This is a genomic window from Halorubrum sp. CSM-61, assembly GCF_003781945.1.
In the GTDB taxonomy this organism is placed as follows: Archaea; Halobacteriota; Halobacteria; order Halobacteriales; family Haloferacaceae; genus Halorubrum.
Genome location: NZ_RJJW01000010.1, coordinates 1 through 23,008, shown reverse-complemented (window position 1 = coordinate 23,008; position 23,008 = coordinate 1). Strand labels below are relative to the sequence as shown.

The window sequence follows — 23,008 nt, the reverse complement described above, 5'->3', positions numbered from 1 at the left end:
CGGTACGCGAATCACACCCGTTCCACGTCGAATTCGGGGACTGAATCGGATTCAGGATATGTCTGTTTCTCTAAACTACCTTCTCCGGTGAGCGAGAGCACGCGCTCCCGGGCCGCCGGCTCCGAGGGCGCGACCACGATCGTCCCGTCGACCGGCTCTTCGCCGACCGCGCGGAACACGTCGTCGTCGCCGTCGAACTCGGTGGCGTACGTCCGGAGGACCGCCGCCACGCGCCGCTCGGTGTCGGCGAGGTCGGCCTCGCCGTTCTCGAACGCCCGGAGCGCGTCCTCGACGTTCCGTATCGCGGATATCCGGTCCATCTACGTCGTCCGGAGGTGGCCCTGCTTGGGCTCGTACACTTCGCCCTTCGTCCGGAGCTTCTCGATCTCCTGTTCGGCCTTCCCCGGGTCCATCCCGATCTCGCCGGCGCGGTCGAGCACCTCCTCGACGGGCGCGCCCTCCTCGAACTCCTCTTCGACGTCCGCGATGAGCCCCTTGATGTTCTTGATGCGGTCGCGCTGGCTCTTGGAGGTGCCCGTCTCGACCACGTCGGCGTCGAACTGCCCCGTCTCCGGGTCGACGCCGATGTCCTTGAGACACGACTCGACGATGTCGGTCGCTCGATCGGCGTCCTCGCGCTCGACGGTGTCCGAGAGGCGGACCCGCGCGCTCGCCTCCGAGAGCCGCACCATCGCCTCCAGCTTCCGGGCGGTGACCGGGACCGGCGCGTCCTCGTCGGCGCCCTTCGAGCGCAGGTCGACGTAGAACTCCTCGATGAGCTCCTTCGCCTCCTCCGTCATCGTCGGGTAACAGGACCGCTTCGCGTGGGCGATGTACTTCCGGAGCAGCTCGGCGTCGATCTCCGGCGCGACCTCCTGGGTCACCTCCGCGACCTGATCCGGCGTGAACTCCGAGCTCGCCAGCTCCTCGCGCTGGGTGTTCAGCTCCCCGGCGTAGTTCGTCTTGATGATGTGTTTCGCCAGCCGGGAGTCGTGCTCCGGGTCCGGGCTGTCCGTCACCGTGAAGATCAGGTCGAACCGCGAGATGAGCGCGGGTTCGAGGTCGATCTGCTCGCCGATCGGCTCGTACTGATCGAACCGCCCGTACTTGGGGTTCGCCGCGCCGAGGAGGGAACAGCGGGCCTTGAGGGTGGCGTTGATCCCCGCCTTCGAGACGGAGATCTTCTGCTGTTCGAGCCCCTCGTGCATCGCCGAGCGGTCCGAGGAGTTGTGGACGACGAGTCCGTTCGCGACGAAGTTGTGCGTGTCGTCGACGGTCAGATCGTACACCTTCGGGCGCCGACCGTCCTCGATCCGAGCGAGGAGCGACCGAAGCTCTTCTTTGACGGCGTCGACTTCGATCGCGATCGCCTCCCGGAGATCGTCGAGCCGGTCCGTTTCGACAGCTCCGGACAGCCAGCGCGAGACGGTCGCCTGATCCACGTCGAGCGACGGGGCGACGGCCGTCTGGCTGATACCGTACGCGTCGAGCGCCGCCGCCAACTCCTCTCGCGTCTCTCCGATCGAACCGTGTTCGAGCAGGTCCCGAGCGCGTTGTTCCACGTCCTCGACCGGGCCGCCGATAACGTCCGCGAGTCGCTGCCGGAGGACTTCGCGCCGGTGCTCGGTCGATTCCGGCGGCACGGTGTCGACCGAGTCGACCCGCCGCCACTTCACGTCTCCGCGGACGAACTCGCGGAGGCCATCGAGATCGGACTCCGTGACCGACGCGACGACATCCCGGAGGCGGTCCACCACCGTTTGGCGGACCGCGTCGTTGTCGCCCCACCCGTGAGAGATCTGCTGTTGTGACCGCGTCGCTCCCTCGGCGATCTCGGACTGTGAGACGTGGTACCGATCGCGCATTTCGGCGAGGAGTTCCCACGACGGGTCGTCGTCAAGCGCCGATCGGTCTTCGGCCGCCGCCTCCAGCCGCTCCTCGAACGCGGCGAGTATCCGACGAGCGCGATGGAGCGACACGTTCGCCGCTCCGCTCTCGAAGTCGTGATACGTGACGGCGTCGAGTCCGCACTCGCTCTGGTGGAGCCGGAGCGACTCGCGACACCGCGCCAACACGTCGTCGACCTCCGGGATCACTTCGAGGATCGTGCGGTCGCCGTCGGCGGAATCGACGACCCGATCGAGCGCCTCCGCCTTTCGGGTGGCCGTAAAGCCGACGAACCGCCGGAACGCCGCGAGCGAGTCTGCGTCGGTCACCGTGAGGTAGTACACGTCCCGACCGTCGGCGCGGGCGCGACGCTGTAGCTGGCTCGACACGCCGAACTGCAAGAGGAGGTTCCGCGTGCCCCGCAGCAGGTCTCGACTCGCGGAAGCGATCCGAACGTTCCCCGCCGACTCGTCGACGTGGCCCTCGCTATCGGCCAGCGCGCGGACGAACGCGGCCTTCGCCGCCCGGCTTCCCGTCGAGACCGCGGTCGGGAAGCACTTCTCGTCGTACCGGCCGAGGTTCATGCCCGCGTCGAGGACGGCGTCGGCGTGTCGCTTCCCGTGGACGCGAACCGTCTCGGCGCCCCCGTCTCGCTTCTCGCTCGGCGGTCGGGTCGGCTCCGCGTCGAACGCTTCTCGGGCCGCCCGTTCGAAGTCGTCCAACAGATCGTCGTCGGTGTTCGTGAACCGAACTCCGTAGACGCCCTCGTCGCGGTCGTAGTAGACGTTTCCGTCTCCAGAGAGGTACCCGAGGACGCTCGCCATCGCGGCGTCGATCCCCGCGTCGTCATCGGGGAGTTCGCTGTCGACGCCGCCCGCTGCGACCGCTGCTCCGCCGTCGGCGGCCGTCGTCGGAATCTCGCGCGGGACGTACACCCAGTCTCCCTCGTCGAGGGCGGCCGCCTCGCGCTCGACGCGCTCTCCGTCGTCGAGGACAAAAAACGGATGGTCGGCTGTCGCGCGCAGCGACTCCCCGGTCTCCATCGTGACCCGCGTCAGCTCCGACGGCGCGTCGTACTCGTGGACGGAGCAGACGGGACGCTCGACCAGTCGCCCGTCGTCGTCCATCGACCAGACGTCGAGGTCGACGTCGCGGATTCGTCGGCCGTTCGAGAGATCCTCGATATCACCGTCCTTGGCGGCCTCCCGCGCCAGCTCGTCGATGCGCTCCACGCGCCCGTCGGCGAGCGTGACGAGGGTGTCGCCCGTGACGCAGTCCATCTTGTCGAGCTCGTCGACTGCGGCGATCCCCTTGTCGGCCAAGACGAGCGCGCCGGCTTCGAGCGACCACTGCTGACCGTCGCCGAAGTCGTCCCTTACAGCCGCGGCGGTGAGCCCCGCCGCTGACGACCCCTTCCCGGACGTGTACACCGACCGGGGTGCGATGTTTTCTACGTACGAAATCATCTGTGAGTTGTGCGAGACGATCCCGTTCGAGACGTAGTTGTGAGTCCCCTCGACTTCGAGATCGTACACCCACTCGTCCTCAGGTTCGACTCGCTCGATGGACTCGATCCGATCCCAGCGAATATCGCTCTCAGTGAGTCGACCGAGCGCGACAACGTCGCGTGCGGTGGACCCGCCGTCTGTTTTGGCGAACGCGTCGCTGTCGCCGTCGATGGAGGATCCACACGCGTCCTCGAATGCATTGACAATTCGCTTGAGGGCGTCACGACTCGGATTCCGGTTTCCGGCCTCGTAGTGTCGGTACGTGTTCCGTGGTACACCGCACTCGTACTGTGTCAGTCCCAGCGACTCACGTAGTCGACGAAGCGTCTGACCGACGTTCGGGATCACGTCCACGTTCGTGTTCCGATCCGTTTCGAGATGCTCCGCCGCTGCGGACTGTTTCCGTTGGGTAACGAACCCGATTTCAGTGACGTAGCGGTCGAACTGTGCGCCGCTGACACGGAGCCGGTAGCTTCCGTTGTGCCGCTCGTGTAACTGGGACGTAATCCCGTGCTGAAGCAAGAGCGACCGGACTCCTTCGAGAAGCTCCTCGCTCATCGACGCGACGGTTATCTCGCGTTGCGACGCAGAGACGTGACCTTCTCCCTCGATGAATCCCTCGATGAAAGCGGCGGTAATTTCGTCAGATGCGCCTGCGATTCTCGACGGGACCCGCTTTTCAGCGGAGCTTTTCAGTAGCGCCGCATCGACCTCGTCGAGGAAACTGACGAACTCGCCGGCGGAACACAGCAACTCACGCGCGCTCTTGCCATCGTGCGACTTCCTAGAGGCCGTTTCGAGGTTGAGGTCGTGGAGCGTGTTGCGCGCGTCTTCGAGGACCTCCTCGTCGTTGTTCGTGATCGAAACGAACCCCGAGTGATCGTCGCGTTTCTCGACGTAGCCCTCGGCAACGATGTATCCGACAAGTCGGGAGAGAGCTGGCGTCCACCGTTCGGGAGCGTCGAGACGGACGGCGTTGTGCGACTGTGCCCTTCGGAAATCGACGTCGAGCGTGTCGTCGGCGTCCACGTCGAGTCGGGTGGGTGCCGCCACGAACTCGCCCGCTTCCAGTTCCTCGGCACGGACCGGAGCGAACTGCCCGTCCCGCTGGATAAACAACGGGTGAGAAGGCGTCACATCGAGTTCACGGCCCGACGCCGTTTCGACTCGATACATCTCTGCCGGCGCCTCTCTCTTCCAGACTTTCGTCGCGCGGGACTTCCCGACAGTGCCGTTCCCCTGAAGTGCGGGAACCTCGAAGTCGACACTGTCCCAGACGCCGTCGTCGACTGGCTTCGGATCGTTGAGGTTCCGCTCGACCAGATCGCGTATCGGAACCTCTCGGCCATCGTTGAGGACAACATTTGTGTCGCCATCGAGACACTTTCCCGTACCCGGATCCCCGATCAGAAGCATGTGGAGGTCGCCGCGAATTCGCGACCCGTCGGGGAGATGCTTCGTCACGCCCGAGAACAGCTGGAGGATCATCGCGAGCTTCTCCTCCTCGTAGCCGTAGATGGCCGGGGCGATGGAGTCGACCATCGCGTCGTAGATGTCCTCTCGGTTGGAGAGCTCGATGATCTCGCGTTTGTCCGCCTCGGTGATGTCCATGTCCTCGAACTCCTCGTCCTCGATGCCGATGGAGACCCCGTCCATGTACAGATCGAAGATGGCGGACTTCTCGTTGCCCTGCTCGACCTGCTCGATGTGGAGGACGCCGACGCAGGTGACGTGGTCGCCGGGGCTCACCTCGCCGGTGATGTCGTCGACGATGTCGACGTCGATGCTCTGGGGCGTCTCGCCGCCACGGAGCCCCTCGGGCGACTCCTGAATGCGGAGCTTCTGGGAGTCGATGAACTCCGACTGGTCGAAGTTGACGCGGAAGGGGCCCTGCCGCTCGCAGCCCTGACACTCGTGGGGCTCTTGGAAGCCGCCGTCGCTCTGGGGGATGTACGTCATCGTGCCGCAGCGCTGGCACTCGAAGGCGGCCTCGGTCACCTTCGGGCGCACGTCGGTCGCCTTGCGGACGATGCCCTTGATCGAGACGAGCTTGCCGATGTGGTCGTCGTGGACCCGAATTCCCCGGATGTCGATGCTCTCGGGGAGGTTCTCGATCCGGACGTGCGCGCGTCCGAGGCTGACGTCGGCGGGGAGGTCGTAGAGCCGCAGCGCCTCCTCGGCGTACTCGCGCATCTGATCCGGCTTCGTGCGGAAGTCCTCGGCGAGGTCGCGGTCGAACTGGTAGAGGTCGTCGTACTCCACGTACAGCGAGCGCTGTTCGTTGGGGTATCGCTGCGCAAGCTGTCCGATCTCCTCACGGTAGTAGTTACGATAGAACTGAATGAACCGCTCCGTGAGGTCCTGATTCCCGGCCTGAGCCATTACGAAACCACTTCGTCGCCATCACGTATGAACCTCATGCTCGGGGCGGAGGTGGATCTCGTCGGTCCGCGATCGGCTCTCGGACCCGGTTCGGTTAGGCCTTCGTCACGAACGTCGCGTCGGCGGAAGTGCGCCCCTCGTTGAACGAGAGCACCTTCGCGCGGATCACGTCGCCCGTCGAGAGGTCGCTCGGTATGTCCTCGGTGAAGACGACGAATCCCTCGACCTTGCCCACGGCGACCTCCTCGCCCGAGTGGTGGTCGGTGAGCTCGGTGACGCCGAACTCGTACGTCTCTCCGATCTCGACCGGCGGCTCGCGCTCCTGGGCGGCGTCGTGCGCGCGCTTCGACTCGCGCGCCTCTGAGGAGGGGCCGCGCAGGCGACGGGCGGCGACCAGCAGGACGAGCAGGGCGATCACGGCGGCGGCACCGATGACGACGGGCGACGACGGCAACATACCGGGCGGTCGACCCGCGGTCACGTAAACGCTCGGGGTTCTCGATCCGACGCGGTCGCGCCGACCGCATGAGAAACGCCTTTGCTCTCGAAGCCCTCCGTTCGACGTGATGCGAACGACTCTCGGTCGCCGTCGAGTCGCCCACGGGCGTGGTGCGGCGTGAAGGTCGCGGACGCGGTGCCGGAGTTCGCCGACGCCTTCGGGTTCGAGGAGTTCAACCGGATGCAACGCGAGGCGCTGCCGGGAATCATGGAGACCGACCACAACGTGGTCGCGTCGGCGCCGACGGCCTCGGGCAAGACCGCGCTCGCCGAGCTCGCGATCTGCAAGACCCTCTCTGAGGGCGGGACCGCGCTCTTCGTCGCGCCGCTCCGCGCGCTCACCAACGAGAAGGAGAGCGAGTGGGAGCGGTTCGAGGAGCTCGGCTACTCCGTGTACGTCGTCTCCGGCGAGCGCGACCTCAACCCCCGCCGCGCGGAGCGCGCGGACGTGCTCGTGACGACACCGGAGAAGGCCGACAGCGCCACCCGGAAGCACGACTCCGGGCGCTATTCGTTCATCACCGACGTGGACTGCGTCGTCATCGACGAGGTCCACCTCCTCGACAGCGAGAAGCGCGGCGCGGTGCTCGAAGTCACCGTCTCGCGGCTCCGCCGCTTACAGGACCCTCGCGTCGTCGCGCTCTCGGCGACGATGCCGAACGTCGCGGACGTGGCCGAGTGGCTCGACGCGCCCGCGGAGACGACCTACGAGTTCGGCGACGAGTACCGCCCGGTCGACCTGGAAACGGGCGTGAAGACGTACTCGCACGGCTCGAACGCCTTCGCCGACAAGTACCGGCGGCTCTACCGCGCGCTCGACCTGGCCGAGCCGCACGTGCGCGAGGACGGGCAGGCGCTCGTGTTCGTCTCCTCGCGGCAGGACACGGTGCAGGCCGCCAAGAAGGCGCGAGACGAGATAACGGATCGGGACATCCCGATCGACTCGCGGGGCGACTACGACTTCCACAACGAGGCGAAGGAGCTCACCAACGACACCCTCCGGCAGTCGGTCACCGACGGCGTCGGCTTCCACCACGCGGGGCTCGGGAAGGAGGACCGCGACCGCGTCGAGGAGTGGTTCAAACAGGGGAAGATCAAGCTCCTCTTCTCGACGTCGACGCTCGCGTGGGGGGTGAACCTCCCGGCGCGCTGCGTCGTCATCCGCGACACGAAGTACCACGACCCGCTGGAGGGCGAGACCGACATCTCGCCGCTCGACGTGCTCCAGATGCTCGGGCGCGCGGGCCGTCCCGGCTACGACGACGTGGGGTACGGCTGGGTGGTCTGCGACCGCGCGGACGCCGACAAGTACCGCGAACTGCTGCGAGAGGGCAAGGAGATCGAGTCGCGGCTCGCCGCCGAGCTCGAGTCGCACCTCAACGCCGAGATCGCGATGGGCACCATCCGCGGGTTAGAGGACGTGATGGAGTGGTTGGAGACCACTTTCTACTACGTCCGCGCCGAGTCGAAGCCCGACGAGTACGAGTTCGCCACCCTCCGCGACCGCGTCCGCGACACCCTCGAGTCGCTGGTGGACGACGGATTCGTCGCGGCCGACGACGACCTCGCGATCGAGCCGACGGGGCTCGGGCGGCTCGCGTCGAAGTACTACCTGCGGCTCGACACCGCCCGCCGCTTCCGGCGGCTTGCCGACCGGGAGACGCTGACGGTCGACTCGGTGTTGGAGACCGTCGCGTCGGCCGGCGAGTTCGACTCCGTCTCGGCGCGGTCGGCCGAGTCGGACGCGATCGACCGGATCCTCGACGGTCGCGACACCGAGTTGGAGGACGGCCACCGCAAGGTGTTCGCCATCCTGCTCGCCGGGATGGCCGACTCGATCCCCTCGGACCTGCGCTCGGACGCGTGGGTGATCCGGCAGAACGCGCTCCGACTGCTCGCCGCGCTCGCGGAGTTCCTCGACCGGTTCGCCGGTCCCCGCGCCGCCAACCTCGCGTGCCGCGTCGAGGCGCGCGTCGAGCACGGCGTCTCCCGCGAGGCCGTCGCGCTCACCGCGATAGAGGGGGTCGGCTCCGGTCGCGCCGAGCGGCTCGCGGACGCCGGACTCACCTCCCCCGCCGGCGTCGTCGACGCCGGCGCGAGCGAACTCGAGAACGCCGGCATGAGCGGCTCCGTCGCCGAGCGCGTCGTCGACGCCGCCCGTGACTGCCCGCGGGTCGACGTCGACTGGGGCGACTTCCCGGAGACCATCGCCGTCGGCGAAAACGAGATGTGCGAAGTCGCCGTCGCCGCCGTCTCAGGGAGCGCCCGCGCGGGGATCAGGGTGACCGTCAACGACGTGGAGATGACCGCGACGACGACGTACCTCGACGGGGAGACCGCGGTCCCGGTCGGCGTGTTCGGGCCGCCCGACGCCGACGAGCTGGAGTTCGTCGTCGAGGTCGTCTTCCCGGACCTGCCGCTGATGCCGGTCCGGGCGGCGCGGACCGTTCGGGTGGAGTAGGTCGCCACCCGGACGGAGTGGGATCGCTACCGGCGCTCCGTCGCGACGATGTCCAGCGACTCGTCGAGCGTGACGAAAAGCGTCTCCTCGTCCCCGGGGATCCGAACTCGCACGCGGTACGGATCGCGGTCGACCACCGAGACGTACTCGTCGCAGACGCACCACGGGAGCGTCCAGTACGGCGTCGCCGTCAGGTCCGTGCCCCGTTCCTCGTAGAAGGCGACGACGGCGGCGGTGTCGAGCAGCGAGAGGCCGACCGGCGAGTCGAGGCGGTGGCGACACTGCGCGCACTCGTGAACGACCCGGACCGAGAGGCCGAGATCGGTGCCGTGATCGCCGGATGCCCCCTCGGCGATCCGGGTCGCCATCCGGCCGTTACACTCCGGGCAGACCCCGTCGGCGGCCAGGCAGTGGAGGTGGCGGACCCGCTGATCGAACGCGTCGAGGACCTCCGCGTCCGTGCGGTCGTTGAGTCCCCCCGGCGGGAAGCTGTACCGACCGTGGGAAGCGCCGCAGTCGGGGCACTCGATGGCGAGGCGCTCGTCCGCGTAGGTCGCTCGGAGGCCGCTGCCGCAGTCGACGCAGTCGTGCCCGACGTCGATCGGGTTGAGATCGGGGCTCTCGGTGAACGTGCCCGCGAGAACCGACCGGACGACCGATTCGCCCGCGTGCCGGAGCGCGTACCCCTCGTCGGTCTTGGCGACGAACTGGTCGGTGAGCTTGTCGAGGTGGTAGTTGAACTGCGCGGAGTCGCGCAGATCCACTTCCCCGTGAAGGTCCGAGAACCGCACGGCGTCGTCGTCGCTCCGCCAGAGGGCCTCCAAGATGTGGAGCCGAGTCTCGCTGGCGACGACCGCGAACGCGTCAGCCGGCGGAACGCACTCTCCGCCGCAGGTCGCGATCGACCGCTCTTCGCGCGCTCGGTTCGATCCCCCCGCGTCGGATCCGGAGATACCGCTCATACCCGGGAATGTCGGAGCATCCATCATAAACGTTCGCTGAAAGATATTTTGGTAACCCGCGCTACATAAACATTATTCAGATTACACTTTAGGCGGAGGTCGCCCTCTGTACAGGTGATGACTGGACGTGACCGACGCCGCTCGACCGTTCGTTTCCGTACAGTGGGCGCTTCGACAACTCTCGAGGACGTCTCGGCGCGTGGCCTGGCCGTCGTCTCGGGGCTCGTCGTCGCCCTCCACGTCGGCGTGCTGACGCTCGCGTGGGCCGCGACCGTCTTCGGCGGCGACACCCTCGTCGCCGCCTTCGTCGGTGCGGCCCTCGCGCTCGCGATCCGGCGGCTCACCGATCGAGTCAGGTCCGCGCGCCGGCTTCGACGCGAACCCGCCTGAACCGCTGGCCGCGCGGACCGCGCACCGCTCCGCGGTCGGCCCACACGTTAAGCCCGATACCGCGGCCACCCGTCGTATGCCCGAACGACTCCGCGTGTTCGCAGGCGACTGCCGAGTGACCGAACGCGGCGACCGCTCCCGCACCCACCGCGGGCGCGTCGTCGTCCTGATCAAGCCCGACGACACCACCCTCGTCCACGACGCCGACGGCTATCAGCCGGTCGCGTGGCTGACCCGACCGGATTCGGTCGTCGTCGAGGGCGACGGCGACGGGTTCTCGATCACCGCCCGCGACGGCACCCGCCGGCTCCGGGTCGTCGCCGAGGAGGCGACCGCGAGCCGCGCGCTGCCCGTCACCGAAGCCGGGCTCCCGGTCGGCACCTGCCCGGAAGATGGCGGGGCGCTCGTGCGCTCGCGCGGCGACGTGGTCTGTCTCGACTGCGAGGAGCGGTGGGGGCTCCCGGCCGGCGCGAGCGTCACCGACGGCGTCTGCGACGACTGCGGGCTCCCGAAGATCCGGATCGAACGCGGCGAGCCGTTCCACCTCTGTCTCGACCCCGCGTGCGACCCCATGGAGGCCGCCGTGAGAGACCGGTTCGACCGGGTTTGGGACTGTCCGGACTGCGACGGCGACCTCACCGTCCAGTCCGCGCCCGGCCGCGTCTACCTCGCCTGCGAAAATCGTCCGGACTGTGAAACCACTTTCTCGATCCCCTCCGGCGTCGTCGTCGACGAGTGCGACTGCGGGCTCCCGGTCTTCGAGACGGCCGCCGGAAACGGCTGTCTGGACGGAAGCTGTGAGCTGGACGGTCACACGGCGACAGGCGGGTAGAAACGGCGGAAATCCGACTGAAGCCGCCTACTCCGCGAGCTGCTCGCGTCCCGGCGCGATCAGCCGGTCGAGGTACTCCGCGAGCGCGCCCTTCGCGTCGGCGGGGTGGAGCTCGCCGGACTCTAAGTCGGCCTCTAAGGCGTCGTACGCGTCGTACTCCAGGTCGCCGCCGTACTCCTCGGGGCGCTCGACGACGACGGCGTCGAACCGCGGGAACACGTGGTACTCGAACACCTGCAAGACGGGGTTCTCCCGCGCCTCGCCGTCGTCGGTCGGCTCGGGGTCGGCCGTCGGCGGGCAGTACGCGTCGTTCACCTTCGACTCGATGTCCTCGCGGGAGTCCTCCATCGAGATGGTGACGCCCTCGCTGGAGGACATCTTTCCGCGGCCGGTGCCCAGATCGGCGATGAGCGGCGTGTGGAGGCTCGTCGGCGGCTCGCGGTCGATGCTCGGGAGCACGTCGCGCGCGAGCATGTGGACCTTGCGCTGCTCCATCCCGCCGACCGCCAGGTCGACGCCGAGGTACGGGATGTCGAGCGCCTGCATCAGCGGGTACACCGCCTGCGACACCTTCACCGAGTCGCCGGAGGTGATCTCGGCCATCGCGCGCTCGGCCCGCGCGAGCGTCGTCTCGAGTTCCAGCGAGTGGAGGTCGAGGGTGTAGTCGTCGTCGAGCTGGAAGTCGGAGCCCAAGACGAACTGCGTGTTCGACTCCTCGAGCCCGTAGGCGATGAACTGGTCGCGCATGCGCTCGGCGGTGTGGCGGATCTCCTCGAACGAGCCCTTGTCGTTGAGGTAGGCGTGCACGTCGGCGAGCAGCACCGTCACCTCGAACCCGGCCTCTTGGAGGTCGATGAGCTTGTTCGCGGTGAGCATGTGCCCGATGTGGAGGACGCCCGAGGGCTCGTAACCGACGTACGCCCGCTTCCCGTCGGGGTCGTCGGCCAGCGCCTCGATCTCCTCCTCGGTGACCACCTCGGCCGCGTTCCGGGTGATCCGCTCGTAAGCGTCCATGCTTCCGACTGTGCGGTTGTCGGTCATATGACTTCTGGATGCGTGCGGACGGATGGCGAGGAGGAATCTCTGCGGAACGGCCGTCCGCCCTATTCCTCGGTCTCCGGCAGCGTCCGCCCCGCCCGGTGCTCCGAGATGATCCGGTCGAGGTGCTCCTGTTTCTCGTCCTTCCGCCGCCGTTCGGCCCGACGCTCCCAGTCGTCGAGGGCGGCGGCCACGTCCTCCTCGCTCGCGACCGCCAGCTCGTCGACCTCGCGGACCGGGACCGACTCGGCCGGGACGACCGGCACGTCGTGGTCGAAGAGCACCTGATCGGCCACGTCCGAGAGGTTCCCGTCGCGGATCACGGCGCGCGGGTCCGTCTCCGCCAGCCGCTCGGCGGTCCGGCGGCCCGCGCCCGACGCGTCGCGGAGGTAGACCACGTCGCCGGCGACGAGGCCGTACTCCTCGTCGGCGGCCTCGATCGCGTCGAGCGTGAACTGCTCGACGACCTTCACGCTGGCGAGCCCCTGGTCCGCGGCCACGTCGTCGAAGTTCGAGTGGTCGAGCCGCCACAGCTCCTTCAGCGTCTCCACTTTCCCCTCGAGCTCCGCGACGCGCTCCCGGGCCTCGTCGCGCTCGCGCTCCAACCGGTCCGTCTCGCGTTCGAGCCGGGAGACCGCCCGACGCGTGCGCGCCTCGATCCGCTCCTCGCGTTTCGCCTCCTCCAGCTCTCCTTCAAGCTCCGCGATCCGCTCGTCGCGCTCGGCGAGGTCGTCCTCCAGCGACTCCGCGTGCGACTCCAGCCGGTCGACGCGCTCGCGGAGCCGCCGGATGGTCTCCTCCTCTTCGGTGCGCTCGGGCTCGGTGGGGTCCGTCTCGTCGGCCTCGTCGTCGCCGCTCCCGCCGCCAGCGCCGCTTCCGTCGTCCTCGCTCAGCTCCGCGACGACGGCCTCCACGGAGCCGCCGCCGGCGACCACGCCCGCGATCACCGCCTCGCGGTCGAGCCGCGGCGGGGTCTTCGCCGCGATCCGCTCGAACTGGTCCTCGTGGTCGTCGTAGGCGTACAGCGCGGCCGCCAGCGCGTCGCGCTCGTGGTCGTTCGCGTAGCTGGCCTCGCGGGTCCGGTGGAGCTTCTCGTCGACGGGGAGGTCCGTGGTGGGTCGCCAGCCCGCGGCGTCGAACGAGCGCCGGAACTTCTCGACGGTCTCCGGCATCGGCTCCACGTCGGCGGCGACGATGATCGGCCGCCCCTGCTCGATGACCCACTCGGTCACGTCGGCGGTGTCGGCGGTCCGCGAGGAGTACAGCGCGTGGACGGTCCCGTCGAGCCCGACCACGGCGGCCGCAGTGGTCGTCCCCGGGTCGATGCCGACGATCACCCGGTCGCGCCGCTGCACGAGCGGCTCGTACTCGATCCCGTCTCGGCGCTCGCGCTCGACCTCGACGCGCACGTCGCCGGCCCGCGAGTTCGACACGGGGATGTCCTCGGGGCGCGCCTCAACGGTGAACGTCGCGTTCGCGTAGCCGCCGTACTTCTCGGTCACGTCGCGATCGAACTCGAGGTTCGCCTCCTTCAGCTTCGACTGGACCTGTCGGGTCCGCTTCCGGACGTTGCCGTGGATCCGTCGAGTGTAGCGGTCCTGGCTCCACCCGCCCTTCCCGGTCGAGCGCCCGCGGGACACCTTCACCCGCGTCTCGTCGGTGAACGCGGTCACCTCGTGGCCGACGTTGGCGGCCGCGAGCCGGGCCGACGCCTCCGCCTCCTTCATCGGCTCTTTCCCGTACGGGATCCCGTGTCGCGAGGCGACCCGCGAAAGCGGTTCCGGGCGCTCCGCGCCGGTCACCTGCACCAGCCGCGTGCCGTCGGGAAGCGACCGGAGGAACCCCACGAGCTCCCCTTTGTCCGCCGCCAGTTCGTAGGCGTTGTCGGTGGCGACGTACAGCGGCTCGCGGTCGTCGATCAGTCGGCAGAGCTTCCGGAACGACACCACGTCGCGGGTGACTCGCGCCATCGGGCCGTCCGCGTCGGGCGCGTCCGGGTCGTCCTCGTCGACGGGGTCCAAGATGACGAGGGCGTAGGAGGGGTCGTCGCCGCGGACGTCGCCGCTGTGCACGTCGACGCCGAACACCGGCCGGTCGCGGGCGCGGATCGTCCGGGTTGTCACGGGTTCACTAGGCCGCTGACGCGTATATACCCCACGCCGGGTGGGACGGTTTCGGTGTGGGAGCCGACTTCTGACCGATAGCGGGAGTGGGTATAGCACATTGGTTGATCGGTTGTTTATAAGCGATCGAGTGGTGTTGCTGGCGGCTGTTTATAAGTGATCGACGGTATTGCGGCGAAGACCTCCAAAGCCCCAGTCGCTGTGGGCGGCGCACGCTCGCTGCGCGCCTCAGTCGCTCGTTTTACTCGCTCCTTGCGGTGCTTGCGTCGCCTGCGCCGCCCACAGCGACTGCCCCTTTGAATCCCACCCGCACAGCACCGCAACCGCGCCTCACGCCTCCCCAGCCTCGTCGCTGGCGGCTGTCGCCGCCAGCGACTCCCTCGCGCGTGCTCCTCGCGGCCTGTCGGCCGCTCGGAGGCGCACGCCACCGCATCGATTTATAAGCGATCGTCGCCGTCGCTCTCGGTCGTTTAAATACTCTCTCGCCGCCACCGATCTGCAATACCCACTCCCGGTATCGCTCGCGGTGATATCTGTACTGATCGCATCCGAGACAGGGCGCCTCTCTTTCGACAGCCCCGACTCAGTACAGATCCTCCAGTTCCGACTCGACGTGCGAGTGCTCCTCGGCGGGGAACTCGCCGCTCGTCACCGCCTCCTCGTACGCCTCGACGGCGTCGAGCATCTCGCCGCGCACGTCGCCGAACTGCCGGGAGAACGGCGGCGACCACTCGCCGAGCCCCACCGCGTCGTTGATCACGAGCACCTGTCCGTCGCAGTCCGGGCCCGCGCCGATACCGATCGTCGGGATATCGAGCGCCTCCGTCACCGCCCCCGCGAGGTTCGCGGGGACGTGTTCCAACACGAGCGCGAACGCCCCGGCCTCGGCGTGCGCGCCCGCGAGGTCGATTATCTCCTCGGCGGCGTCCTGATCGGTCCCCTGCCGGGTGTAGCCGCCGAGTCGGTTGACGTGCTGGGGCGTTAAGCCGAGGTGCGCCATCACCGGGATCCCCACGTCGGTCATCCGCCGGGTCGTTTCGACGGTGTGGGGGCCGCTCTCGATCTTCACCGCGTCGGCGTTCGCCTCCTTCAGGAGCCGGCCGGCGTTGCGCACCGACTCCGCCTCGTCGACGCCGAAGGAGAGGAAGGGCATGTCGGCGACGACGAGCGCGTCCTCGGTCGCGCGGGCGACCGCCGCGGTCCGGCTCGCGACCTCCTCGAACGTCACGGGGAGCGTCGAGTCGTAGCCGAGGACGGCGTTGCCCATGCTGTCGCCGACGAGGACCACGTCGATCCCGGCCTCGTCGACGACCGCCGCCGTCGGGGCGTCGTAGGCGGTCAGCATCGTGATCGGCTCGTCGCCCTCCCGGAGTCCCCGCGTCGTGGTCATACCTCGAACACGCCCGTGCGACCGGTTAAAATCGCCGGAATCCGGAAGGTCGGGACCGCTCGAACCGTCCCCTCGGACCCCGCTCCCGTGCCGGCGGACCGCCCCGTGGATCGTCACCGATTTGCACGTCCGCCACGGACGGGCCGTCGTGCAACCCGTCGAGCGCGCCGAGTACGAGGGGATCGACTACGGCTGGGTGATGCAGACGACGTTCGTCGTCACCATCCTCGTGGGCGCGCCCGTCGTCGCGGTCCTCTCCGCGTTCGTCACCCTCGACTCGTGGCCGGCCCGCGCGGCCTTCGCCGTCCGCGTCGGCGCCCCCATCTGGTTCGTCACCGCCGTCGCCGTCGCGGCTTACGCCCGACGCACCGAGGCGGGGGACGGGGGAGTGGCGGAGGAGGCCGACACCGGCTCCGAAGATGGGGAGGAGGACGACACCGACACCGCCTGAGCAGCCGTCCGAGCCGATTACTGATCGAGCAGATCCTCCGCCCACGCGAACGCGACGCCCGCGCGCTCCGCCGCCACGGCGTCGCGCCGCGAGTCGCCGACGAACAGCGCGCGCGCCGGGTCGGCGCCGAGCCGCTCGACCGCCGCGAGCACCGATTCCGGCTCCGGTTTGTACGTGTCGACCGTGTCGCGCCCGACGATCGCGCCCGGATCGAGCGCCTCGCCGAGCCCGTGGACCTCCACCGCCACCCGGCAGGCCTCCTCGCAGTTGAGCGAGCAGACGCCGGCGGGAGGACCGTTTCGGCCCTCCTCGACGGCCTCGATCAGCCGCCCTCCGAGGGGAAGCAGCGTCGAGTCGCGCGCGCCGGCCCGCTCGTGGGCCGCGATGGCCTCCTCGACCTCGTCGCGGAGCCCGTACCCCTCGGCGGCTCCGAGCAGGCCCCACAGGTCGTCGGTCGGGGGTATCACCGCGTGTTCGGTGTACACGTCGAGGACCGACTCCGCGACCGCGACCCAGTCGACCTCGAGCTCGACGAGGGTCCCGTCCAGATCGTAAACGACGGCGTCGTACGCGGAAAGATCGACCGGTCTCTCGACGCTCGGAACGGCGCCGGCGGCGCTTTTGCCGGCGTCTGCCTCCGTGTCGACCGACCGCTCGTCGCCGCCCGTCTCGGTCGCTCGCCCGTCCTCCGTCGCCACTCGCCCGTCCTCCGTCGTCATTTGCCCAACACCCCCCGAGCGATGATCGTCTTCTGGATCTCCGTCGTCCCCTCGTAGATCTCCGTGATCTTCGCGTCGCGGTAGAACCGCTCCACGTCGAACTCGGTCGTGTAGCCGTACCCGCCGTGGATCTGGACGGCCTCGTTGGTCACCGACATCGCGGTCTCGCTGGCGCGGTACTTCGCTTTTGAGGCCGCGACGCGGTTGTCCTCGCCGGCCTCCGCCTGCCGGCACGCCTCCCGGACCAGCAGGCGGGCCGCCGAGACGTCGGTCGCCATCTCCGCGAACTTGTGTCGGACCGTCTGGATGTCGTCGATGGGCCCGCCGAACTGCTCGCGCTCCGCGGCGTACGCCTTCGCCTCGTCGAAGGCCGCCTGCGCCAGCCCGACCGCCTGCGACGCGATCCCGATCCGACCGCCGGTGAGCGTCCGGAACGCGGCCGAGAGCCCCTTTCCTTCTTCGGTGAGCCGGTTCTCGGCCGGAATTCGGCAGTCGTCGAAGCTGATCCCGGTCGTGTCCGAGGCGCGGAGCCCGAGCTTCTCCTCCTTCTTGCCGACTTCGAACCCCTCGGCGTCGGCCGGGACGAGGAACTGGGTGATCGATCGCTCGTCGTCGCCGTCGGCCTTCGCGAAGACGATCGCGACCCCGCCCCGCTTCCCGTTCGTGATCCACTGCTTCTCGCCGTTCAGGACGTACTCGTCGGCCTCGGGGTCGTACTCGGCGGTCGTCGACATCTCCGCCGGGTTCGACCCCGCGTGCGGCTCGGAGAGACAGAACATCCCGACGGGCCGGCCCGACTCCGCCATCTCCGGCAGCCAGCGCTCTCGTTGCGCCTCGCTGCCGAACTCCGCGATACAGGAGGTCGCGAGACAGTGGACGGAGAGCGCGGTCGCGACCGCGAGGTGGCCGTACGCGAGCTCCTCGTTGACGACCGCGTAGGTCGTCTCGTCGGCCGCGAAGCCGCCGTACTCCTCGGGGACCGTTAGGCCGGTCAGGCCGAGCTCGGCGAGCCCGTCCCACACCTCCTCCGGGAACGACTCGGCCTCGTCGGCCTCGCCGGCCCCGGGTCGGACCTCCTCGGCCGCGAACTCCCGGACGAGGTCGCGGATCGCCTCCTGTTCGTCGGTGAGCGACGAGCCGACGCGTGCGCCAGTCATACCGTTCGGTTCGATCTCACACTGAAAAAGGTGGGCGATCGGGGGTGGGGGCCGGCGCGAGACTTCCGCTCCCCCCGCTCTCCCCGCTACTCCCACAGCGGGTACAGCTCGTCGCGGGGCGCCTCGTCGATCCGATCGCCGTCGAGGAGGACGCGTCCGTCGTCGAGGGCGTCGCCGTCGTCGGATCCGTCCTCGCCGTCTCCCGCCGCCCGCACCTCCCCGATCTCGCCGACGTCGATCCCGGCGGTCGCCAGCGCGTCGGTCGCTTCGTCGACGCGCTCGGGGGGAACCGCCGCGAGCAACGCGCCGGAGCCGAACGTCGCCAGCGGGTCGACGCCCAACGCCGCGCAGCACGCCTCCGTTTCGGGTCGAACCGGGACCCGGTCGCGCTCCACGGACAGGATCGCCCCGCTCGCGGTCGCGGTCTCGACGAGCGCGGTCAGCAGGCCGCCCTCGGTGGGGTCGTGCATGGCGCTCGCGGCGTCGCGGACGGCGGCCGCGTCGGGGACGACGCTCACCTCGTCGAGGAATCCGGCGGCCGCGTCGAGCGTCTCCTCGGAGACTCCGGCCTCGGCGCACTCCTCCCGGAAGTCGGTCGCGAGGATCGCGGTCGCCTCGATGCCGGCGCCCTTCGTGAGCAGGAGGCGGTCGCCCGGCTCGGCTCCGCCGCTCGACACGAACCGGTCCGTGGTGCCGAGCGCGGTCATCGAGCAGAGGGGTCGCTCCAGCGACGGCAGCACCTCGGTGTGGCCGCCGACGATCGCGACGCCCAGCTCGCGGGCGGTCGCGTCCACCTGCTCCGTGACGGTCCGCCGGCGGGCCGGGTCGTCGTCGGGGAGGAAGAGCGTGTGGGTGAGCCACCGCGGGTCCGCGCCGCTGGCGGCCACGTCGTTGCAGGCGACGTGGACCGCCAGCTCGCCGACCGCGTCCGCCGCCAGCGACAGCGGGTCCGCGGCGACGACGAGGGTGGACTCCGCGCCTTCGAGGTCGATCGCGGCCGCGTCCTCGCCGTAGGCCGGTCCCGCGTCGACCGCGGCGTCGTCGGCGCCGGTCGCCGCGAGCACCTCCGCGAGCGCCTCGGGGCCGAGCTTGCCGGTCATCGGTCGCGGAGCCACGCGACGACGGCCTCCGGGTCGGCGTCGAGCCCGCCGCCCTGCGCGAACGTCGGACCGCCGCCGCCTCCGCCGCCGAACTCGTCGGTGACGGCGGCCACGACCGCGCCGGCGTCGGGGGCGTCGTCGGTCGCGTCGCCGTCGCCCTCGCCGCCCGCGTCGTCAGCGACCGCGGCGACCACGAAGGGGGCGTCGCCCGTCCCGACCGCCGCGATCGCGTCGGGCGAGTCCGCCGCGGAGAGGGCGCGCTGGGCCGGTTCGCGGAGGTCGTTCGGGTCCGCGTCCTCGACGGTCCCGACCGCCCACGTCGCGCCGTCGGCGTCGGCCTCGGTAGTCGGGAGCTCGCGCAGGCGCGCTGCGAGCAGATCGCTCGTGGCGGCCCGCAGGTCGGCTTCGAGTCGGTCGGCCCGATCGCGGAGTCGGTCGATCGCGTCCGGGAGGTCGCCGACCCGCGCGTCGAGGGCGGTCGCCGCGTCGAGCGCGGCGGCGTGGACCGCGGCCTCGTGGTCGATCGCGGTCGGGCCCACCGCGAACTCCACGCGCGTCACGCCCTCGCCGGGGTTCGACCGGTCGAGCACGGAGAGGGGACCGATCTCGCTCGTGTTCCTGACGTGGGTCCCGCCGCAGGCGGCCACGTCCCACGTCGGCGGGTTCCCGCCGTCGTCTCGCTCCCCGCCGCGCTCGCCGACCGTCACGACCCGGACCGCCTCGCCGCCGCTCATCGCCCCCTCCTCCGTCTTGGTGTTGAACGCGATCCCGTCGAGCGCGCGGGCCTCGTCCTCGGACAGCGTCTCCCACGACACCGGGAGCGAGTCCCAGACGGCGCGGTTGGCGAGCCGCTCTAACTCGACCAGATCCGCGTCGTCGAGGGGTTCGGCGGTCGTCAGATCGACGCGCACCTTCGTCTCCGAGATGTCGAAGCCGGCGTAGCCGAGGTCCTCGCAGGTCCGGCGCGCCGCGCCGTAGAGCACGTGCGAGGCGGTGTGCGCGCGGGCGCAGTAGGTCCGGAACGCGTCGTCGACGACCGCGGAGACCGTCTCGCCGGCCTCGGGAAGGCTCTCCGCGCCCCCGTCGAGCAGGTGGACCACCTCGCCGTCGCGCTCGGTCACGTCCGCCACCGGCACTCCGTCGATCGTCCCCCGGTCCGCCGGCTGGCCGCCCGACTCGGCGTAGAAGTACGTCTCGTCGAGGACGACCTCCCGGCCGTCGACCGATTCGACCGTCGCCTCGAACTCCCGAACGTCGGGTTCCGCCGGCGCGCGTGACGCAGTCATTGGCGGTCCGTGGTGGCGATCGGATAAATAGGTGGGCGCATCGGTGATCGCTTATATACAGCCGGTGCGGTTGGCGCGCCCCGGTGAGCGGCCCGCAGGGCCGCGAACCGCCGGTGCGAGGGACGCGGCGAACGCGAGCGGCGAAGCCGCGAGCCGTGAGCCGCGAGGCTGGGGAGGCGTGAGGCTGCGGTTGCGGGCGGGGTGGGACTCAAAGGGGCAGTCGCGCTCGGCGAACCCCAGCGACGCAAGGACCGCAAGGAGTGAGCGAAGCGAACGACTGAGGACCGCAGCGAGCTGTGGGAGCCGAGCGCTGCTGGGGCTTTGAAGGAATTCATCGTCGAGTCACCCGCAATCACTTATAAGCGAGCGGCTGAGAAACATCTTGTCCCTACCGATACGTAAAAAGCCGAAACCACCGCTCGCCGAGACGCGACCCGATCTCAGTCCTCGAGCTCGAACGCGACCTCGACCTCGGCCTGATACTCCCGGTCGGGCGCGCCCTTCAGTTCGACGCCGAACTCCTCGACCTCCACCCAGTAGACGTTCTCCAGCGTGTCCTCGGCGCGGTCGATCGCGTCGTCTGCGGCGGCGTCGAAGCTCTCCTCGCTCGTTCCGATCAGCGTGATCTTCTTGAACACCATGTCACGCGGTAGTTAGGCGCACGGCGATATAAAAGGAGGCGATGGAACGGGGACCGCCGTCGAAGCTGGTCAGGGACTGCCGGGCGCGCCTTCCATCACCGCGAAGTCCTCGCCGTCGGCGTCGACGCCGATCACCGCCCAGTCGTACGGGGGCTTCGCGGAGACGAGTCGGTCTCGCAGGTCGCCCGCCCGATTGCGCCACGTGACGAAACAGCGGAGCCGCGGCGTCTCGCCGCCGTCGGCCAGATACGGGTCGAGATCGTCGTTCTCCATACACAACACGGTCACGAGCACGCGCCGCCATTTCCGCTCCGCGACGAACTCCTGTCCGCCCTCGGAGACAGTGTACCCGAGTTCGCGAAAGACGTCTCTGGCCTCCGTCGTCGGTGGGATGCTCGCAGTGGCCATCTACTCCGATGTTGACCGGCTTCCGTGATAAACTTTCTCACGATTCTGGTTCGTCGCGATCGCCGTGATCAGCGTCGGCGGCGCGGTCGCGCCCGCCAGACACTCCCGCGAAGCGCACGAGCAGCAGGCCGCCGAGAGCGACCGCGGCCGCGGCGATCCCCGCGAAGACGACGAAGAACGCCTCGGTCGAGGCGTACGTCAACACGGCGCCCGCGAGGGCGGCTCCGACGGCGCCGACGCCGTACACCCCCAGGTAGAAGTACCCGAACGAGAGCCCGCGGACGTCGGCCGCCGAGTACGCGGCCAGAAGCGCCTGCCGGATCGGCGCCGTCATATATATGCCGGCGCCGAGCGCGCCGCAGACCGCGAGCATCGGGACGATGCCCGCGCTCGCCGCAGGGAGAAACGACAGCGAGACGGCGACGATCCCCGCGTACGCGCCGATCAGCGCGTGCTCGATCCGAACGCGATCGGTCAGCTTCCCGCCGACGTACTGCCCGCCAGCACCCAGCAGGAGCAGCCCCGCGAAGACGTACTGGCTCGGCTCGAACGACTCCGCGCCGATCGGGACGGGCGCGAAAAGCGGGAGGTCGGCGAGAATCTCGGGGAGGAACGAGATGACGCCCCGGGAGTAGACGCCGTGCACCATCATGATCGCGAACGCGACGACGAACCCGCCGGTGAACAGGTGCCGCGACTGCGCGAGGAACGCGGCGAGTCCGGTTTCGCCATCGGTCAGGGACGGACCGCGACTCTCCGCCTCCGGATCGACTCCCGCGGTCTCGTCGAAGTCGAATCGGAACGCGAGCGTCGCCGCGGCGACCGCCGGGAGCGCGAAGGCGAACGCCACCCATTCCCACGGCGCGAACGTCAACAGCACGGCGGCCGCGAACGGGCCGAGCGCGGTGCCGACGTTGCCGGCCGCGCCGTGGTACGCGAGGGCCGTGCCCTGTTCCGCGGTCCCGCGGGTCAGAAGCGACAGCGCCGCGGGGTGGTACAGGCTGGAGGCGGCCCCCCACGCGAGCAGCGCGAGGGCGAGCACCTCGATCCGCGGTGAGAGCCCGATCAGGACGAAGGAACCGCCCATCCCGAGGATCGAGGCGGTCACCAGCCGCGCCGATCCGTACTTATCGGCGAGCACGCCGCTGCCGATCGCACCGACCCCCACGAGCGCGAGCCCCCCGCCGACGACTGCGCCGATCACGGCGGCCGAGACGTCGAAGTCGGCGAGCCAGTAGACGATGAAAAGCGGAATCGCGAGCTCGTAGAGATGGAACGTGGCGTGACCGATCGTGGTGAAGCCCACGATCGCGCGGTCGTTTCGGTTCATCGGCGTCTCCGTACGCCCGTTCGCCGACCGCTGAGCTAAAGGTACATCTCCCGGCAATTCTGTCGCCGTCGGGTCAGTACCCGTCTGCCCGGGGTCGGGCGCGCCGTACGGGACGCGACCCGATCCCGTGGCTCCGCTTATTCGTGGGCCGCGTCCCACTCGTCCGGCTTCCGGAGGTTGCCGCACTCCGTACACTGGATCCGTCCCATCGTGTCCATCGCGGTGTCGAACGACTCGCAGTTCCCGCACTGGAACCCCCACCGCGAGGAGCCGTCGTCGTCGGCGAACACGACGTAGAAGGGCCCGTCAGCGCCCCGCTCGACCTGCGTCCGGTCGGTGTACACCCGCTCGCCGTCGGCCGTCGTCGACGCGTCGAGACTCATACCCGTCCGTATCGGTCGGAACCGTTTAAAAGGATGACTCGATCGGCGGGGGCCGCCGGCGG

At 69.4% G+C, this 23,008-nt stretch carries 19 protein-coding genes; 4 read left to right on the top strand and 15 right to left on the bottom strand.

What is annotated here, in order from left to right:
- Positions 1-11: 11 nt before the first annotated feature.
- The 3 genes from EDM04_RS15520 to EDM04_RS15510 all read right to left on the bottom strand — a co-directional run bounded on the left by EDM04_RS15520 (position 12) and on the right by EDM04_RS15510 (position 6,234).
- Complete coding sequence (locus tag EDM04_RS15520; protein WP_123623713.1) at positions 12-320, bottom strand: hypothetical protein; 309 nt, start codon at positions 318-320, stop codon at positions 12-14.
- Positions 321-5,777 (bottom strand): LAGLIDADG family homing endonuclease, encoded by a 5,457-nt coding sequence (locus tag EDM04_RS15515; RefSeq protein WP_123623711.1) that lies wholly within the window; start codon positions 5,775-5,777, stop codon positions 321-323.
- Between the two features lie 94 nt (positions 5,778-5,871).
- Entirely contained in the window at positions 5,872-6,234 is a 363-nt protein-coding gene (locus tag EDM04_RS15510) for a TRAM domain-containing protein (protein ID WP_123623709.1), read from the bottom strand.
- Positions 6,235-6,393: 159 nt separating this feature from the next.
- Here EDM04_RS15510 and EDM04_RS15505 point away from each other — a divergent pair, with 159 nt between their 5' ends.
- Entirely contained in the window at positions 6,394-8,736 is a 2,343-nt protein-coding gene (locus EDM04_RS15505; RefSeq protein WP_123623706.1) for a DEAD/DEAH box helicase, read from the top strand.
- Between the two features lie 26 nt (positions 8,737-8,762).
- Here EDM04_RS15505 and EDM04_RS15500 read toward each other — a convergent pair whose 3' ends face one another.
- On the bottom strand, positions 8,763-9,698 hold the full coding sequence (locus EDM04_RS15500; protein ID WP_206424482.1) for a helix-turn-helix transcriptional regulator: 936 nt from the start codon (positions 9,696-9,698) through the stop codon (positions 8,763-8,765).
- Between the two features lie 162 nt (positions 9,699-9,860).
- Here EDM04_RS15500 and EDM04_RS15495 point away from each other — a divergent pair, with 162 nt between their 5' ends.
- The gene (locus EDM04_RS15495; protein ID WP_164471149.1) at positions 9,861-10,088 is read left to right on the top strand and encodes a hypothetical protein; all 228 of its coding nucleotides are present in this window, start codon (positions 9,861-9,863) and stop codon (positions 10,086-10,088) included.
- Between the two features lie 76 nt (positions 10,089-10,164).
- Positions 10,165-10,920 carry a topoisomerase DNA-binding C4 zinc finger domain-containing protein gene (locus tag EDM04_RS15490; protein WP_206424481.1) on the top strand — a complete coding sequence of 252 codons (756 nt, stop codon included), beginning with the start codon at positions 10,165-10,167 and terminating at the stop codon, positions 10,918-10,920.
- 27 nt (positions 10,921-10,947) lie between these two features.
- Here the strand turns inward: EDM04_RS15490 and EDM04_RS15485 are convergent, their stop codons facing one another.
- The 3 genes from EDM04_RS15485 to panB all read right to left on the bottom strand — a co-directional run bounded on the left by EDM04_RS15485 (position 10,948) and on the right by panB (position 15,471).
- Entirely contained in the window at positions 10,948-11,934 is a 987-nt protein-coding gene (locus EDM04_RS15485; protein WP_123623702.1) for a tyrosine--tRNA ligase, read from the bottom strand.
- Between the two features lie 89 nt (positions 11,935-12,023).
- Positions 12,024-14,081, bottom strand: coding sequence for a DUF460 domain-containing protein (locus tag EDM04_RS15480; protein WP_123623700.1), 2,058 nt, complete (start codon positions 14,079-14,081; stop codon positions 12,024-12,026).
- Between the two features lie 583 nt (positions 14,082-14,664).
- Complete coding sequence (gene panB, locus EDM04_RS15475; protein ID WP_123623698.1) at positions 14,665-15,471, bottom strand: 3-methyl-2-oxobutanoate hydroxymethyltransferase; 807 nt, start codon at positions 15,469-15,471, stop codon at positions 14,665-14,667.
- Between the two features lie 148 nt (positions 15,472-15,619).
- On the opposite strand from panB, the gene EDM04_RS15470 reads away from it, so the two are divergent.
- Positions 15,620-15,922: a DUF5822 domain-containing protein gene (locus EDM04_RS15470; RefSeq protein ID WP_123623696.1), complete on the top strand. Its 303-nt coding sequence runs from the start codon at positions 15,620-15,622 to the stop codon at positions 15,920-15,922.
- 17 nt (positions 15,923-15,939) lie between these two features.
- Here the strand turns inward: EDM04_RS15470 and EDM04_RS15465 are convergent, their stop codons facing one another.
- From EDM04_RS15465 to EDM04_RS15430, 8 genes are all read right to left on the bottom strand, one after another.
- Positions 15,940-16,641, bottom strand: a complete 702-nt coding sequence (locus EDM04_RS15465; RefSeq protein WP_123623694.1) for an HAD family hydrolase — start codon at positions 16,639-16,641, stop codon at positions 15,940-15,942.
- The gene (locus EDM04_RS15460; RefSeq protein WP_123623691.1) at positions 16,638-17,798 is read right to left on the bottom strand and encodes an acyl-CoA dehydrogenase family protein; all 1,161 of its coding nucleotides are present in this window, start codon (positions 17,796-17,798) and stop codon (positions 16,638-16,640) included. The genes EDM04_RS15465 and EDM04_RS15460 overlap by 4 nt, the downstream gene beginning before the upstream one ends.
- Positions 17,799-17,884: 86 nt before the next feature.
- Positions 17,885-18,898: an AIR synthase family protein gene (locus tag EDM04_RS15455; RefSeq protein ID WP_123623689.1), complete on the bottom strand. Its 1,014-nt coding sequence runs from the start codon at positions 18,896-18,898 to the stop codon at positions 17,885-17,887.
- Positions 18,895-20,184 (bottom strand): alanine--tRNA ligase-related protein, encoded by a 1,290-nt coding sequence (locus EDM04_RS15450; RefSeq protein ID WP_123623687.1) that lies wholly within the window; start codon positions 20,182-20,184, stop codon positions 18,895-18,897. The genes EDM04_RS15455 and EDM04_RS15450 overlap by 4 nt, the downstream gene beginning before the upstream one ends.
- Before the next feature lie 440 nt (positions 20,185-20,624).
- Positions 20,625-20,825 carry a dodecin gene (locus tag EDM04_RS15445; protein ID WP_123623685.1) on the bottom strand — a complete coding sequence of 67 codons (201 nt, stop codon included), beginning with the start codon at positions 20,823-20,825 and terminating at the stop codon, positions 20,625-20,627.
- A gap of 69 nt (positions 20,826-20,894) precedes the next feature.
- The gene (locus EDM04_RS15440) at positions 20,895-21,233 is read right to left on the bottom strand and encodes a hypothetical protein (RefSeq protein ID WP_123623683.1); all 339 of its coding nucleotides are present in this window, start codon (positions 21,231-21,233) and stop codon (positions 20,895-20,897) included.
- A gap of 37 nt (positions 21,234-21,270) precedes the next feature.
- Positions 21,271-22,563 (bottom strand): MFS transporter, encoded by a 1,293-nt coding sequence (locus EDM04_RS15435; RefSeq protein ID WP_123623681.1) that lies wholly within the window; start codon positions 22,561-22,563, stop codon positions 21,271-21,273.
- Between the two features lie 137 nt (positions 22,564-22,700).
- Positions 22,701-22,946 (bottom strand): DUF5816 domain-containing protein, encoded by a 246-nt coding sequence (locus tag EDM04_RS15430; protein ID WP_123623679.1) that lies wholly within the window; start codon positions 22,944-22,946, stop codon positions 22,701-22,703.
- Positions 22,947-23,008: the final 62 nt, after the last annotated feature.

What these genes read in the sequence shown, in the direction of transcription:
- EDM04_RS15510 (WP_123623709.1), bottom strand. Translation starts at nt 6,234, where the DNA reads ATGTTGCCGTCGTCGCCCGTCGTCATCGGTGCCGCCGCCGTGATCGCC.
- EDM04_RS15515 (WP_123623711.1), bottom strand. Translation starts at nt 5,777, where the DNA reads ATGGCTCAGGCCGGGAATCAGGACCTCACGGAGCGGTTCATTCAGTTC.
- EDM04_RS15455 (WP_123623689.1), bottom strand. Translation starts at nt 18,898, where the DNA reads ATGACCGGCAAGCTCGGCCCCGAGGCGCTCGCGGAGGTGCTCGCGGCG.
- EDM04_RS15500 (WP_206424482.1), bottom strand. Translation starts at nt 9,698, where the DNA reads ATGAGCGGTATCTCCGGATCCGACGCGGGGGGATCGAACCGAGCGCGC.
- EDM04_RS15430 (WP_123623679.1), bottom strand. Translation starts at nt 22,946, where the DNA reads ATGAGTCTCGACGCGTCGACGACGGCCGACGGCGAGCGGGTGTACACC.
- panB (WP_123623698.1), bottom strand. Translation starts at nt 15,471, where the DNA reads ATGACCACGACGCGGGGACTCCGGGAGGGCGACGAGCCGATCACGATG.
- EDM04_RS15520 (WP_123623713.1), bottom strand. Translation starts at nt 320, where the DNA reads ATGGACCGGATATCCGCGATACGGAACGTCGAGGACGCGCTCCGGGCG.
- EDM04_RS15490 (WP_206424481.1), top strand. Translation starts at nt 10,165, where the DNA reads ATGCCCGAACGACTCCGCGTGTTCGCAGGCGACTGCCGAGTGACCGAA.
- EDM04_RS15450 (WP_123623687.1), bottom strand. Translation starts at nt 20,184, where the DNA reads ATGACTGCGTCACGCGCGCCGGCGGAACCCGACGTTCGGGAGTTCGAG.
- EDM04_RS15465 (WP_123623694.1), bottom strand. Translation starts at nt 16,641, where the DNA reads ATGACGACGGAGGACGGGCGAGTGGCGACGGAGGACGGGCGAGCGACC.
- EDM04_RS15485 (WP_123623702.1), bottom strand. Translation starts at nt 11,934, where the DNA reads ATGGACGCTTACGAGCGGATCACCCGGAACGCGGCCGAGGTGGTCACC.
- EDM04_RS15440 (WP_123623683.1), bottom strand. Translation starts at nt 21,233, where the DNA reads ATGGCCACTGCGAGCATCCCACCGACGACGGAGGCCAGAGACGTCTTT.
- EDM04_RS15460 (WP_123623691.1), bottom strand. Translation starts at nt 17,798, where the DNA reads ATGACTGGCGCACGCGTCGGCTCGTCGCTCACCGACGAACAGGAGGCG.
- EDM04_RS15435 (WP_123623681.1), bottom strand. Translation starts at nt 22,563, where the DNA reads ATGAACCGAAACGACCGCGCGATCGTGGGCTTCACCACGATCGGTCAC.
- EDM04_RS15445 (WP_123623685.1), bottom strand. Translation starts at nt 20,825, where the DNA reads ATGGTGTTCAAGAAGATCACGCTGATCGGAACGAGCGAGGAGAGCTTC.